Below are 14,528 nucleotides of genomic sequence, written 5' to 3'. Positions count from 1 at the left end.
GGTTATTCCGGCTTCTCCTTCAGCGGAAAACGGCGACGTACCAGCACAAAGAACAGCGGTACGAAGTAGATGGCCAGCACCGTCGCTGAAATCATTCCTCCCATCACGCCCGTTCCCACCGCATGCTGGCTGCTGGAACCCGCGCCCGAGCTGGTTGCCATCGGCAGGACGCCAAATACAAACGCCAGAGAGGTCATCAGGATCGGGCGCAGGCGCTGGCGACAGGCGTACAGCGTGGCGGCCGTCAGCTCTTGTCCTTTGGCATTCATCTCGTTGGCAAATTCGACGATCAGAATGGCGTTTTTTGCCGACAATCCGATAACGGTGAGCAGCCCGACCTGGAAATAGACGTCATTTTCCAGGCCGCGCATCCAGGTTGCCAGCAGCGCGCCGATAACCCCGAGCGGCACCACCAGCATCACCGAGAACGGCACTGACCAGCTCTCATACAGCGCCGCCAGACAGAGGAACACCACCAGCAGGGAAAGCGCATACAGGGCTGGCGCCTGAGCGCCTGAGAGCCGTTCCTGGTAGGACATCGCCGTCCACTCCAGGCCAAAGCCCGTGGGCAGCTGCTGAACCAGTTTCTCCATAATATCCATTGCGGTACCGGTACTAACGCCCGGTGCGGCCTCGCCGACAATCTCCAGCGCCGAATAGCCGTTATAGCGCTCCAGGCGCGGCGAGCCGGTCTCCCAGCGTGAGGTCGCGAAGGCCGAGAACGGCACCATGCCCCCGGTTTTATTTCGCACGTACCAGCGGTTGATATCGTCCGGCAGCATGCGGTATTTGGCGGCAGACTGGACGTAGACCTTCTTCACGCGGCCACGATCCATAAAGTCATTCACGTAGCTAGAGCCCCATGCCGTTTGCAGGGTGTCGTTGATGTCGTCGATGGAGACGCCCAGCGCCTGCGCTTTACGCTGGTCAATGTCCACCTGCAGCTGAGGGCTGTCATCCAGGCCGTTATGACGAACGCGGGTAAGCTGCGGATCTTTCCCGGCCAGCTCCAGCAGCTTGTCGCGTGCAGCCATTAACGCGTCGTGCCCGGCACCCGCGTGATCCTGAAGCTCCATATCGAACCCGGCTGAACTGCCCAGCCCGCTGATGGCCGGCGGGCTGCTGGCGAACACGCGCGCTTCCTTAATTTTGCTGAACGCTTTGGTCGCGCGCTCAATGATGGCAAATGAGGAGCCGGTATCGCTGTCGCGCTGGTCCCAGTCCTTCAGGCGCACAAACATGCGCGCCACGTTCTGCCCGTTACCGCCGGGGCCAGAGCCGACGGTAGCGAAGACCGAAACGACGTTATCCTTCTCCTGCGTATGGAAGTAGTTCTCGACCTGCTGCACCACTTTCAGGGTCTGCTGCTGGGTCGAGCCGCTCGGCAGCTGTACGGAGGTGATAAACATTCCGCGATCTTCCAGCGGCAGGAAGGACGTCGGCAGGCGCAGGAATAAAAAGACCATGCCGCCGAGCAGCAGAACGTAGATCGCCATCCAGCGCACGCTGCGGTGCAGCACCTTGCCCACGCCCGCCTCATAGCGCGCCGCATTGCGGTTGAACATGCGGTTAAACCAGCCGAAAAAGCCTTTCTGCCCGTGGTGCTCGCCCTTGTGCAGCGGCTTAAGCAGCGTCGCGCACAGGGCAGGGGTGAGGATCATCGCCACCAGCACCGAGAGCACCATCGCTGAAACGATGGTGATGGAGAACTGACGATAAATCGCGCCCGTGGTGCCGCCAAAAAAGGCCATCGGGATAAATACCGCCGAGAGCACCATGGCGATCCCCACCAGCGCGCCCTGTATTTGCCCCATCGACTTGCGCGTTGCCTCGCGCGGGGAGAGCCCTTCCTCGCTCATGATGCGCTCAACGTTTTCCACCACCACGATGGCATCATCCACCAGCAGGCCGATTGCCAGCACCATGGCGAACATGGTCAGGGTGTTGATGCTGTAGCCAAAGGCATACAGCACCGCAAAGGTTCCCAGCAGCACCACCGGCACGGCAATGGTAGGAATAAGGGTGGCGCGGAAGTTTTGCAGGAACAGGTACATCACGAGGAATACCAGCGCGATGGCTTCGAGCAGGGTTTTTACCACATCCTCGATGGAGGCCTTAACGAACGAGGTGGTTTCGTAGGCGACCTTGTACTCCAGGCCGTGCGGGAAATAGTGCGAAAGCTCATCCAGCCGGTCTAGCACCAGCTGCGCGGTAGCCATTTCGTTGGCGCCGGAGGCCAGCTTCACCCCTAACCCGGACGCGGCCTTGCCGTTAAAGCGGCTCAGGTAATCATATTTTTCCGCACCCATCTCCACGGTAGCGACATCACCCAGCCGCACTTCCGATCCGTCCTGATTTACCCGCAGGGTGATATTACGGAACTGTTCTGGCGTCTGGAGCAGCGACTGAGAGTTAATGGTGGCATTGAGCGCCTGGTTATCCACGGACGGCGTACCGCCCAGCTGACCCACGGCGATCTGCGCGTTCTGCGACTCAATCGCGTCGGTGACGTCTTTGGCGGTCATCTGCACGCTGTTCAGCTTGTTCGGATCCAGCCAGATGCGCATGGAGTACTGCGAGCCGTAGGCGTCGATATCGCCCACGCCGTTGATACGGCTGAGCGGATCCTGAATATTGCTGGCAACGTAGTCGGCGATGTCCTGCTTATCCATCGAGCCGTCGGTTGAGACAAACGCGATGGTCAGGATGTTGGTATCGCCGGTTTTACGAACGGTAACCCCCTGATTCTGCACCGCCTGGGGCAGCTTACGCAGGGCCGACTGCAGCTGGTTTTGCACCTGCTGCACCGCCTCATCCGGATCCGTGCCCGCCGTAAAGCTCAGGGTTACCGTCGCCTGGCCCGTGGCGCTGCTCTGGGAGGACATATACATCAGGTTATCGAGGCCGGTCATGTTCTGCTCGATAACCTGCGTAACGGTATTTTCCAGCGTCTGTGCCGAGGCGCCAGGGTAGTTAGCGGTGATGCGCACGTTAGGCGGGGCGAGGTCAGGGTATTGCTCAACCGGAAGTGATGTAATCGCCAGGACACCCGTCAGACACAGCAGGATTGCAAGCACCCAGGCAAAAATGGGGCGATCGATGAAAAAATTCGCCATGAAAAAATGACCTCGTTATGCAGCACGTCGTTATTGTCTATTGCCCGCATCACTTTAGCGGCAAGGCACAGGTCAAACGTGGAGAAATAAAGGAGATAATGTAAATTATCATGCGCTTTTCCCAGCGCGCCCGCGTTATGACCATTTTTCAGCCTGCGGCGCCGGCGTCCTGAACGTCACGCTGACCTGCGTACCGCCCTGCGGCGGCTGGGAGAAGCGTAACGTCCCGCCGAGCCGCTCTGCGCGTTCGCGCATGATGTTCAGCCCGTAGTGCCCAGGCGGTTCACTTGCGTCGCCGATACCAATACCGTTATCGCAGACCGTGACCGTGTGGGTGCCATCCGCCGCGGTAATGCAGCTGACGACGATCTCGCTCGCCCCGGCATGTTTAATTGCATTCAGCACCGCCTCGCGCACGATCTGCAGAAGGTGAACCTGCTTTTGCGCGTCCAGCGCCAGCGATGAGAGGCGGCAGTCGAGCACCAGCTTCGCGCTGGTCTGGCCCTGCAGTCCGTCGAGAGACTCCTGAAGGGCGGCGGGAAGATTGGCGTGATTCAGCGTCAGGCGGAAGGTGGTAAGCAGCTCGCGAAGCTGATGCCAGGCGTTATTCAGCTCGCGGGAGAAGTCCGTAATAATGCTCTGCGCCGGGGCGTTATCGCCCGGCACGGCGTGCTTCAGCAGCGTAAGCTGAATGCGTAAATAGGAGAGCACCTGCGCCAGCGAATCATGCAGCTCGCGGGCAATGGTGGCGCGCTCCTCCATCAGCAGCAGCTGTTGATAGTGCTTTTGCGCCTGGTTGAAATAGAGCCCGCGGCCGAGCATCGTCGCCACGCTTTCCATCAGCGGCAGGGGAACATGCCCCGTCGCGCTCTGCCAGCGCAGTTCGCCGTAGAGGGTGTCCTGCATTAACACCGGTAAATTGTGCATCTCCGCGCCGGTCGTTTCCTGCCCTTCGCACAGCTGCCAGTCGTCGCTGGTGCGCAGCTGCAGGTAATTCATTCGGGTGTATTCATGCACAATCTGCAGCATATTCCGGAAGCAGTGGCTGTCTATCTGCCCGGTATTCAGCGCCTGCGAGCATTTAAACAGCATGTCGAGCTGCTGGTGCGCTTCATTCAGGTGGCGGGTTTTTTCGGCAACGGAGGCTTCAAGGGAGCGATACAGGGTGTGCAGCTCCGCCGACATATGGTTGAAGGCGCGGGAAAGCTGGCCCAGCTCGTTGGGCAGCGCGGTGTCCGGCGCGGGCGTGTCGAACTGCCCCTGCTCGATACGCTCGCTCGCCGCCACCAGGTTGTTCAGCGGCAGCACGACCTGACGCCGGATCCGCCGCAGGGTGACTACCGCCAGCAGCAAAATGGCCAGCCCGCCCGTCAGCGAGACTAAAACCACCAGCTGAATTTTATGTTCGGTGTTGTGCTGTAGCGCCAGCACGAAGGCGTCGATGCGGCCAACGAAGTCCTCAATGTGGGTCTGATACCACCCGGCATCGCCGCTGGCGATGCGTTTATCCATCTCCTGCCAGGCAAGGTGAAGCTGCCGGTAACGCTGCTTGACGTCCTCCGGCACATACCAACGGGTTAACTTCTGCAACGCGGGGGCGCCCAGCGTTTGCTGCCAGACCGCGCGGTGCTCTGCAAGCGACGGGCTGGCGCGCTGCAGTTCGTAGCCCAGGCGGTAGCTCTGCATGCGCAGCGATCCGGCGATGTTAATCGCCTCGGCGTCGCGCTGGCTGCTGGCGAGCGTAACCAGCGCAATGGCGCTGATGAGGACGGACAGCACAATCATCAAAAAGAAAGCCCGGGCCAGGCTTCCCGAAACGGGGCGTTTAACGGTCACAAATCAGCTTCCTGAATAAAATTGATCTGCCACAGGTTCACTGGAAATAGTTCGGCTTCCTGGGCATTTGAACATTGCGTCGCCATGCCGCTGTGGGTAAATACGGTAACAATAGAAAGAATAAGGTTATTGAACCAAAAACAGGTGTTGTTATGAATCGTTTTATTATCGCCAGCAGTGAGCAGTGCATCGGTTGCCGCGCCTGCGAAGTCGCCTGCGTGATGTCGCACAATGGTGAACAGCACGTGCTGAGCGAGCGTCATTTTCATCCCCGCATTACGGTCCTGACCTCTGGCTCCCGAAAAAGCCCCGTCACCTGCCACCACTGTGAAAACGCACCCTGCGCGCAAAGCTGCCCGAACGGGGCCATCGCTAAACAGGGCGACAGCGTACAGGTCAATCAACAAAAATGCATTGGCTGTAAGGCCTGCGTGGTGGCCTGCCCCTTCGGCACCATGGAGATAATAGTTACCCCGCTGGATAACGGCAGCGTGAAGGCCTCGGCGCACAAGTGCGACCTCTGTCAGGGAAGGCCACAGGGCCCGGCCTGCGTTGAAAACTGCCCCGCTAACGTGCTCACGCTCGGCACTCCCGCCGTGCTGGATAACCTGGCGAAGCAGCGCCGCCAGCGCAGCGCAGGGCTTGAAGCGCAGCCGTGGCACAGCGAGGCGGTACAGGCGGTACGTCCGCAAAGCAAACTGCAGCAGATGCAACACACCCCGGCGCGCGGTGAGCCGGATAAGCTCAGCCCCGAAGCGCGCGCCTGCCATTTTAACGAGATTTACCAGCCGTTTCGGCCGGAACAGGCGCAGCGCGAAGCGTCCCGGTGCCTGAAATGCGGCGAGCACAGCATCTGCGAATGGACCTGCCCGCTGCACAACCACATCCCGCAGTGGATCGAACGGATTGGGGCGGGTGATATCGCCGGGGCGGCCGAGCTTTCTCACCAGACCAACTGTTTACCGGAAATTACCGGCCGCGTCTGCCCGCAGGATCGATTATGTGAAGGCGCCTGCACCCTGCGTGACGCGTCTGGTGCCGTAACCATCGGTAATATCGAACGGTATATCTCGGATCGGGCGCTGGCGATGGGCTGGACGCCGGACCTTAGCAACGTCGTGCCGGTCGATAAGCGTGTCGCCATCATCGGCGCCGGTCCGGCAGGGCTGGCATGCGCCGACGCGCTGGTGCGCAGCGGCGTGAGCGTGACGGTTTACGATCGTCATCCGGAAATCGGCGGGCTGCTGACCTTTGGCATTCCTTCCTTCAAGCTGGATAAATCGCTGCTGGCGCGGCGCAGGGAGATCTTCAGCGCGATGGGCATCCGCTTCGAGCTGAACTGCGAGGTGGGTAAAGACGTGTCGATGGACCGGCTGCGGAGCGACTTCGACGCCATTTTTATCGGCGTTGGAACCTATCGCTCCATGAAAGCGGGTATTCCCAATGAGGACGCGCCGGGGGTCTATGACGCGCTGCCGTTTTTAGTGGCAAACACGCGGAACGTCATGGGGCTTGAGCCCTCCGCGGACGAGCCGTTTATCGACACGCGGGGGTTAAACGTGGTGGTGCTCGGCGGGGGTGATACGGCGATGGACTGCGTGCGCACCGCGCTGCGCCATGGTGCGGCAAAAGTGACCTGCGCCTATCGGCGGGACGAGGCCAACATGCCGGGCTCAAAAAAAGAGGTCAAAAACGCGAAAGAAGAGGGCGCGGCGTTTGAGTTTAACGTCCAGCCGGTTGAGCTAACGCTGGATGAGGACGGGAAGGTCAACGGCGTCAGGATGCTGCGCACCGTGCTGGGCGAGCCGGATGCGCAGGGGCGTCGGCGCCCTGTCCCGGTGGCGGGCAGCGAGTTTGTGATGCCTGCTGATGCGGCGATCATGGCGTTTGGGTTTAATCCGCACGCCATGCCGTGGCTGCAGGCGCAGGGGGTCGACACCGACGACTGGGGCCGCATCAGGGCCTCCGTGGAGAGCCGCTATCGCTACCAGACCTCGAATCCGCAGATTTTTGCCGGCGGGGATGCGGTACACGGTGCGGATCTGGTGGTCACCGCCATGGCGGAAGGGCGCCATGCCGCGCAGGGGATCGTGGAGTGGCTCGGCGTGCAGCCGCGCAGGATGCATTAACGCTCGCGGGCGACAAAGCGGGCTTCACGGCGTAATATAAGCAGACTCATTTTGCCGTGGAGCCCGTATGTCCCTGAACATCACCGTTATTAAAGACAAAATCCTTTCCGAAAATTACTTTGTCCTGCGTAACATCACTTACGATTTAACCCGTAAGAACGGAGACGTCATTCGCCACAGGCGCGAGGTCTACGATCGGGGCAATGGCGCAACCATTCTGCTGTATAACCGTGAAAAGCAAAGCGTGGTGCTGATCCGCCAGTTTCGTGTGGCGACATGGGTCAATGGCAATGCGGACGGTCGCCTGATCGAAACCTGCGCGGGCCTGCTTGACGACGATGAGCCGGAAGTGTGCATCCGCAAAGAGGCTATCGAGGAGACGGGGTTTGAGGTGGGCGCGGTGCAAAAGGTCTTCGAGCTTTTCATGTCCCCTGGCGGGGTAACCGAGCTGGTTCACTTCTTCATTGCGGAATACACCGACGCCCAGCGCACTCACCGGGGCGGCGGCGTGGAGGACGAAGATATCGAAGTGCTGGAAATGCCCTTCAGTCAGGCCGTCGCGATGATGAAAAGCGGCGAGATCCGCGACGGTAAGGCGGTGATCCTGTTGCAGTACCTGCAAACCAGCGGGCTGATGAACGCCGCGCAGGCGTCGTGAGAAGTTGTATTTCAGATAAATCTATCCGATAAATCCGATTGAGCCAGCCCGCCCGGGGCACGAAGATACGCCCCAGATTGACCTTTTCGCTTCCGGGGCTGTGCCATTCATGCGCTACTGCGTTTTACTTCTCTTCGTTTTTAGTGGGCTACCCGCGCCGCTGGCGTGGGCTGCGCCCGCGCAGCAGTCCTTCTCGGACTGGCAGGTTACCTGCAACAACCAGAATTTTTGCGTAGCGCGGAATACCGGCGAGCATCGCGGCCTGGTCATGACCCTGAGCCGCAGCGCCGGAGCAAAAACGGACGCCAGCCTGCGCATCGATCTCGGCGGGCTTTCGGCCCCTCCGGTGAAAGAGCCAGACGTCGCCCCGCGCCTGCTGCTCGACAATGTCCCGCTAAAACTCAATTCGCAGCGCTGGCTGCTAACCCCCTGGCACCTTAAAACTGACGATACGGGCACCATCACCACGTTTCTGAAAACCATTCAGGAAGGGCAGGCGATAACCCTGCGCGGGGGGAAGCAGACGATCTCTCTGGTCGGGCTGAAGGCGGCGCTGCTGTTTATCGACGCCCAGCAGAAGCGCGTCGGCAGCGAAACGGCATGGATCAGGAAAGGGGATAGCCCGCCGCTGAGCGTGCCGCCCGCGCCGCCTTTAAAAAAGGTGGCCGTGGTGAACCCGACGCCAACGCCGCTGACGCATAGCGAGCTGAACGATCTGCTGGATTACGGTGCCTGGCGGATGAACCGCAGCCAGTGCTCCCTCGATCCGAACCGGCGCGAAGTGCGCGTCACCGCGCTAACCGATGATAAAGCGCTGATGATCATCAGCTGCGAAGCGGGGGCGTACAATACCGTCGACCTGGCGTGGCTGGTGTCGCGTAAAAAACCGTTTTCGGCCAGAAGCGTCAGGCTGCGTCTGCCGTTTACCCCGTCCAGCCAGACCAGCGACATGGAGCTGATGAATGCCAGCTTCGATGAAAAAACGCGCGAGCTGACGACGCTGGCGCTGGGGCGAGGGATTGGCGACTGCGGGATCCAGACCCGCTGGCGCTTTAACGGCCAGCGCTTCCGCCTGGTGCGCTATGCCGAAGAGCCAAGCTGTGATAACTGGAATGGGCCAGACGCCTGGCCCACGCTGTGGATCACGCGGTAGTGCCCGCCAAGCGTAGCGCCACCGGGCACGCAGAGCGCACTACATCACGCTCAAGGCCTTCTCTACCACGTTCTCAACGGTAAAGCCGAAGTACGGGAACAGCTTGTCGGCAGGGGCGGATTCACCGTAGCCCCGCATACCGACAATCGCCCCCTTCAGCCCGACGTATTTGTACCAGTAGTCGGCGATGCCCGCCTCGACAGCCACGCGTGCCGCGACGTTGGAAGGGAGCACCGATTCCCGGTACGCCTCATCCTGCGCGTCGAAGATATCCGTGGAAGGCAGGGATACCACCCGCACCGCGTGTCCTTCGGCGGTCAGCTTCTCCGCCGCTTTCACCGTGATTTCCACCTCGGAGCCGGTGGCAATCAGGATCACGTCCGGCTTGCCGCCGCTGTCCTTGAGGACGTAGCCGCCGCGGGCGATGTTTTTCACCTGCTCCGGCGTGCGCTCGATCTGCGCCAGGTTCTGGCGCGACAGGATCAGCGCCGTTGGCCCGTTATGGCGCTCAACGGCCAGCTTCCAGCCTACCGCCGCTTCAACCTGATCGCACGGGCGCCAGGTGCTGAAGTTCGGCGTTAAGCGCAGGCTTGCCAGCTGCTCCACCGCCTGGTGGGTAGGGCCATCTTCCCCCAACCCGATGGAGTCGTGGGTGTACACCATGATCTGCCTTGCCTTCATCAGCGCAGCCATACGCGCCGCGTTACGGGCATATTCGACAAACATCAGGAAGGTGGCGGTGTACGGCACGAAGCCGCCGTGATGGGCGATGCCGTTGGCAATCGCGGTCATCCCGAACTCGCGCACGCCGTAGTGGATGTAGTTCCCGGCGATATCTTCCTTCAGCGATTTCGAGCCGGACCAGATGGTCAGGTTGCTTGGTGCCAGATCCGCCGAGCCGCCGAGCAGCTCAGGCAGGATCGGGCCAATGGCGTTTAGGGTGTTTTGCGAGGCCTTACGGGTGGCGATTTTCGCCGGACTGGACTGCAGGTTTTCAATCAGCGCCTGGGTTTTCTCTTCCCAGTCCTCCGGCAGGCCGCCGCTCATGCGGCGGGTAAACTCGGCCGCCAGCTCAGGATACGCTTTTTTGTAGGCGGCAAACTTTTCGTTCCAGGACTGCTGCGCTTTTTCACCGGCTTCGCGGGCATCCCAGGCCCTGTAGATCTCTTTTGGGATCTCAAATGCCGGGTGTTTCCAGCCCAGCTTCTGACGGGTCAGCGCCACTTCCTCTTCACCCAGCGCCGCGCCGTGCGCCTCTTCCTTGCCCGCTTTGTTCGGCGAGCCGAAGCCGATGGTGGTGCGGCAGATAATCAGGGACGGTTTGTCCGTCACGCTCTGCGCTTCCTGAATCGCTTTTTTCACCGCTTCCGGGTCGTGGCCGTCGATTTCATGCACCACGTGCCAGTGGTAGGCCTCAAAGCGCTTCGCCGTGTCGTCGGTAAACCAGCCCTCGGTTTCGCCGTCAATGGAGATGCCGTTGTGGTCGTAGAAGCCAATCAGCTTGCCCAGCCCCAGCGTGCCCGCGAGAGAGCAGACCTCGTGGGAGATCCCCTCCATCAGACAGCCGTCGCCCATAAAGACATACGTGTAGTGATCGACAATGTCGTGGTCCGGCTGGTTAAACTGCGCGGCCAGCGTGCGTTCGGCAATCGCCAGCCCGACGGCATTCGCCAGCCCCTGGCCCAGCGGCCCGGTGGTGGTTTCTACGCCCGGCGTATAGCCGATCTCCGGGTGGCCCGGCGTTTTGGAGTGCAGCTGGCGGAAGTTTTTTAGCTCCTCAAGCGGCAGATCGTAGCCGGACAGGTGCAGCAGGCTGTAAAGCAGCATCGAGGCGTGGCCGTTGGAGAGAATAAAACGGTCGCGGTCGTACCAGGTCGGATCGGTAGGGTTGTGCTTCAGGAAATCATTCCACAGCACTTCGGCGATATCGGCCATACCCATGGGGGCGCCAGGGTGGCCGGAATTGGCTTTTTGTACGGCATCCATGCTCAGGGCGCGAATGGCGTTGGCGAGCTCTTTACGGGACATAGTTCACTCCGTGGCAAGGTTAAAGTTTGGCAGCAAGAAGATCTTCAAGTTTGCGCTGGTCGACGGCGAACTGGCGGATGCCGTCCGCCAGTTTTTCCACGGCCATCGGGTCCTGATTGTGCTCCCAGCGGAATTCCGCTTCGGTCATGGCTTTCGGTTTCGGCAGTACGGTAGAGGTCGGCACCAGCTTGCGGATCACCGTCTCTTCGCTCTCCTGAAGCTTTTTCAGCAGATCGGGGGAGATGGTCAGGCGGTCGCAGCCCGCGAGCGCCAGGATCTGCTCGGTGCGGCGGAAGCTGGCCCCCATGACGATGGTCTCGTAGCGGTGCTGCTTGTAATAGTCGTAAATATTACGTACCGACTTCACGCCTGGGTCTTCCTCCACCACGTACGGATCCATCGGCTGTTTCGCCTGATACCAGTCGTAAATACGCCCGACGAAGGGGGAGATCAGGAACACGCCCGCTTCGGCACAGGCGCGCGCCTGCGCAAAGGAGAACAGCAGCGTCAGGTTGCAGTGGATCCCCTCTTTTTCCAGCACTTCCGCCGCGCGGATGCCTTCCCAGGTGGAGGCGAGCTTAATCAGAATGCGCGATTTGTCGATCCCCTGCTCCTGGTAAAGCTCCACTATGCGGCGGGCTTTGTTAATGCTTTTTTCCCGATCGAACGAGAGGCGGGCATCCACCTCGGTGGAGACGCGCCCCGGTATGCTTTTCAGAATTTCCGCACCGATGTTAACCGCCAGCTTGTCGCTCGCTTCGGCGACCTGCTGCTCCTGGGTCTTCCCGCGCTGTTTGCCGTAGGCAAGGGCGTCGTCAATCAGATGGCTAAAGTGCGCCAGCCCGGCCGCCTTGAGCAGCAGAGAAGGGTTGGTGGTCGCGTCTTCCGGCTGGTAGTGACGAATCGACTCGATGTCGCCGCTGTCCGCAACCACGGTGGTAAATTGTTTGATGCCGTCTAGCTGGTTCATAATTACTCCTTGGAAATAAAAGAGTTAGTCGAGTGCGTTAGTTCACACTTCTGAGAAAATCATGATGGACTTAACAAAAAAGCATAGCAGACGGGGGAGGCATTGCTCCCTGAGACGGGTAACATGGTTGCTATAAGTTGATAACAATTTTTATTCTGCAATGGTGAGAGTTTGGCAGCCTTCAAAGTTTGTGGACCTGCCTGCGGCGATACTATGCGGCACACCAGGGTGTGCATAGGAACGTCAACATCACCCTTTTTGACCGAAACGTGAAAGGAATAACAAGATGGACGATCAGTTAAAACAAAGTGCTCTCGATTTTCACGAGTTTCCTGTTCCGGGTAAAATCCAGGTTTCCCCCACCAAGCCGCTGGCAACCCAGCGCGACCTGGCGCTGGCCTACTCGCCGGGCGTGGCGGCCCCGTGCCTTGAAATCGAAAAAGATCCGCTGGCGGCCTACAAATACACCGCGCGCGGCAACCTGGTTGCGGTGATTTCTAACGGCACGGCGGTGCTCGGGCTGGGGAACATCGGCGCGCTGGCCGGCAAGCCGGTAATGGAAGGCAAGGGCGTTCTGTTTAAGAAATTCGCCGGTATCGACGTGTTCGATATCGAGGTGGACGAACTGGATCCTGATAAATTCATCAACGTGGTGGCGGCGCTGGAGCCGACCTTCGGCGGCATCAACCTGGAAGACATCAAAGCGCCGGAATGTTTCTATATCGAGCAGAAGCTGCGCGAGCGTATGAACATTCCCGTGTTCCATGACGACCAGCACGGCACCGCAATTATCAGCACCGCCGCCATTCTGAACGGCCTGCGCGTGGTGGAGAAAAATCTTTCCGACGTGCGCATGGTGGTGTCCGGCGCGGGGGCAGCGGCGATTGCCTGTATGAACCTGCTGGTGGCGCTGGGAATGCAGAAGCACAACATCGTGGTCTGCGACTCCAAGGGCGTTATCTACAAAGACCGCGAGCCGAACATGGCGGAAACCAAAGCGGCCTACGCGGTGGAAGATGACGGCAAGCGCACGCTTGAGGATGTGATTGACGGTGCGGATATCTTCCTGGGCTGCTCTGGTCCGAAGGTGCTGACCCAGGAGATGGTGCAGAAGATGGCGCGCGCCCCGCTGATTCTGGCGCTGGCGAACCCCGAGCCTGAAATTTTGCCGCCGCTGGCGAAAGCGGTGCGTGAGGACGCCATCATCTGTACCGGCCGTTCTGACTACCCGAACCAGGTCAACAACGTGCTCTGCTTCCCGTTCATCTTCCGCGGCGCGCTGGACGTCGGCGCAACGGCGATCAACGAGGAGATGAAGCTCGCCGCCGTTCACGCCATCGCGGAGCTGGCGCACGCCGAGCAGAGCGAAGTAGTGGCCTCCGCCTACGGCGACCAGGATCTGAGCTTCGGCCCGGACTACATCATTCCAAAACCGTTTGACCCGCGTCTGATCGTGAAGATCGCGCCTGCGGTGGCTAAAGCGGCGATGGATTCCGGCGTGGCGACGCGCCCGATTGAAGACTTCGATGCCTATGTCGATAAGCTCACCGAGTTTGTCTACAAAACCAACCTGTTTATGAAGCCGATCTTCTCCCAGGCGCGTGCCGACGCGAAGCGCGTGGTGCTGGCGGAAGGGGAGGAGGCGCGCGTTCTGCACGCGACGCAGGAGCTGATTACCCTGGGACTGGCGAAACCGATCCTGATCGGTCGCCCGAGCGTGATCGAGATGCGCATTCAGAAGCTGGGCCTGCAAATTAAGCCGGGCGTGGATTTTGAGATCGTTAATAACGAATCCGATCCGCGCTTCAAGGAGTACTGGAACGAATACTATGCGATCATGAAGCGTCGCGGCATCACCCAGGAGCAGGCGCAGCGTGCGGTGATCAGCAACACCACGGTGATCGGCGCGATTATGGTTCATCGCGGTGAGGCGGATGCGCTGATCTGCGGCACCATCGGTGAGTACCACGAACACTTCAGCGTGGTGCAGGAGATCTTCGGCTATCGCGAGGGCGTCCATACGGCCGGGGCGATGAACGCGCTGCTGCTGCCGAGCGGTAACACCTTTATCGCCGATACCTACGTCAACGACGATCCTACCCCGGACGAGCTGGCGGAAATCACCGTGATGGCGGCAGAAACCGTGCGTCGCTTCGGGATTGAGCCGAAAGTGGCGCTGCTGTCGCACTCTAACTTTGGGTCATCTAAGTCCGCGGCGGCCTGCAAAATGCGCCAGACGCTGGAGCTGGTGCGCGAGCGCGCGCCGGAGCTGATGATCGACGGCGAGATGCACGGCGACGCCGCGCTGGTGGAGAGTATTCGTAATGAACGCATGCCTGACAGCCCGCTGAAAGGCTCGGCGAACGTGCTGATTATGCCGAACGTGGAGGCGGCGCGTATCAGCTATAACCTGCTGCGCGTCTCAAGCTCTGAAGGGGTGACCGTTGGACCTGTGCTGATGGGCGTGTCGAAGCCCGTCCATGTGTTAACGCCGATCGCATCCGTGCGCCGCATCGTGAACATGGTGGCGCTGGCGGTGGTTGAGGCGCAGACGCAGCCGCTGTAATTTATTGACCTCGCCCCTCACCCTAACCCTCTCCCCATAGGGGAGAGGGGACTGCTCTGAGCCGTCTTTTCA

At 60.2% G+C, this 14,528-nt stretch carries 8 protein-coding genes; 4 read left to right on the top strand and 4 right to left on the bottom strand.

What is annotated here, in order from left to right; genetic code table 11:
- Positions 1-2 precede the first annotated feature (2 nt).
- The gene (acrD, locus tag IM304_RS10825; protein WP_193356711.1) at positions 3-3,116 is read right to left on the bottom strand and encodes a multidrug efflux RND transporter permease AcrD; all 3,114 of its coding nucleotides are present in this window, start codon (positions 3,114-3,116) and stop codon (positions 3-5) included.
- Positions 3,117-3,251: 135 nt separating this feature from the next.
- A complete protein-coding gene (gene narQ, locus IM304_RS10820) occupies positions 3,252-4,952 on the bottom strand; it encodes a nitrate/nitrite two-component system sensor histidine kinase NarQ (RefSeq protein WP_193356710.1) in 1,701 nt (566 codons plus the stop codon).
- Between the two features lie 152 nt (positions 4,953-5,104).
- On the opposite strand from narQ, the gene aegA reads away from it, so the two are divergent.
- The 3 genes from aegA (at position 5,105) to IM304_RS10805 (ending at position 8,892) form a co-directional block, all read left to right on the top strand.
- Complete coding sequence (aegA, locus tag IM304_RS10815) at positions 5,105-7,081, top strand: formate-dependent uric acid utilization protein AegA (RefSeq protein ID WP_193356709.1); 1,977 nt, start codon at positions 5,105-5,107, stop codon at positions 7,079-7,081.
- A gap of 67 nt (positions 7,082-7,148) precedes the next feature.
- Positions 7,149-7,739, top strand: a complete 591-nt coding sequence (gene nudK / locus IM304_RS10810; protein ID WP_148420719.1) for a GDP-mannose pyrophosphatase NudK — start codon at positions 7,149-7,151, stop codon at positions 7,737-7,739.
- A 109-nt stretch (positions 7,740-7,848) separates the two neighbouring features.
- Positions 7,849-8,892 (top strand): DUF1176 domain-containing protein, encoded by a 1,044-nt coding sequence (locus tag IM304_RS10805; RefSeq protein WP_193356708.1) that lies wholly within the window; start codon positions 7,849-7,851, stop codon positions 8,890-8,892.
- 39 nt (positions 8,893-8,931) lie between these two features.
- Here the strand turns inward: IM304_RS10805 and tkt are convergent, their stop codons facing one another.
- Both tkt and tal read right to left on the bottom strand, forming a co-directional pair.
- A complete protein-coding gene (gene tkt / locus IM304_RS10800) occupies positions 8,932-10,920 on the bottom strand; it encodes a transketolase (protein WP_193356707.1) in 1,989 nt (662 codons plus the stop codon).
- 19 nt (positions 10,921-10,939) lie between these two features.
- The gene (tal, locus tag IM304_RS10795; RefSeq protein WP_193356706.1) at positions 10,940-11,890 is read right to left on the bottom strand and encodes a transaldolase; all 951 of its coding nucleotides are present in this window, start codon (positions 11,888-11,890) and stop codon (positions 10,940-10,942) included.
- A gap of 286 nt (positions 11,891-12,176) precedes the next feature.
- On the opposite strand from tal, the gene maeB reads away from it, so the two are divergent.
- The gene (gene maeB, locus IM304_RS10790; RefSeq protein ID WP_193356705.1) at positions 12,177-14,456 is read left to right on the top strand and encodes an NADP-dependent oxaloacetate-decarboxylating malate dehydrogenase; all 2,280 of its coding nucleotides are present in this window, start codon (positions 12,177-12,179) and stop codon (positions 14,454-14,456) included.
- Positions 14,457-14,528 lie beyond the last annotated feature (72 nt).

Origin of the sequence: Enterobacter cloacae complex sp. P40C2 (assembly GCF_014930695.1) — a bacterium.
Classification (GTDB): Bacteria; Pseudomonadota; Gammaproteobacteria; order Enterobacterales; family Enterobacteriaceae; genus Enterobacter; species Enterobacter pasteurii.
Note: the sequence above shows the minus strand (reverse complement) of the source record. Positions and strands in the feature narration are given on the sequence as shown.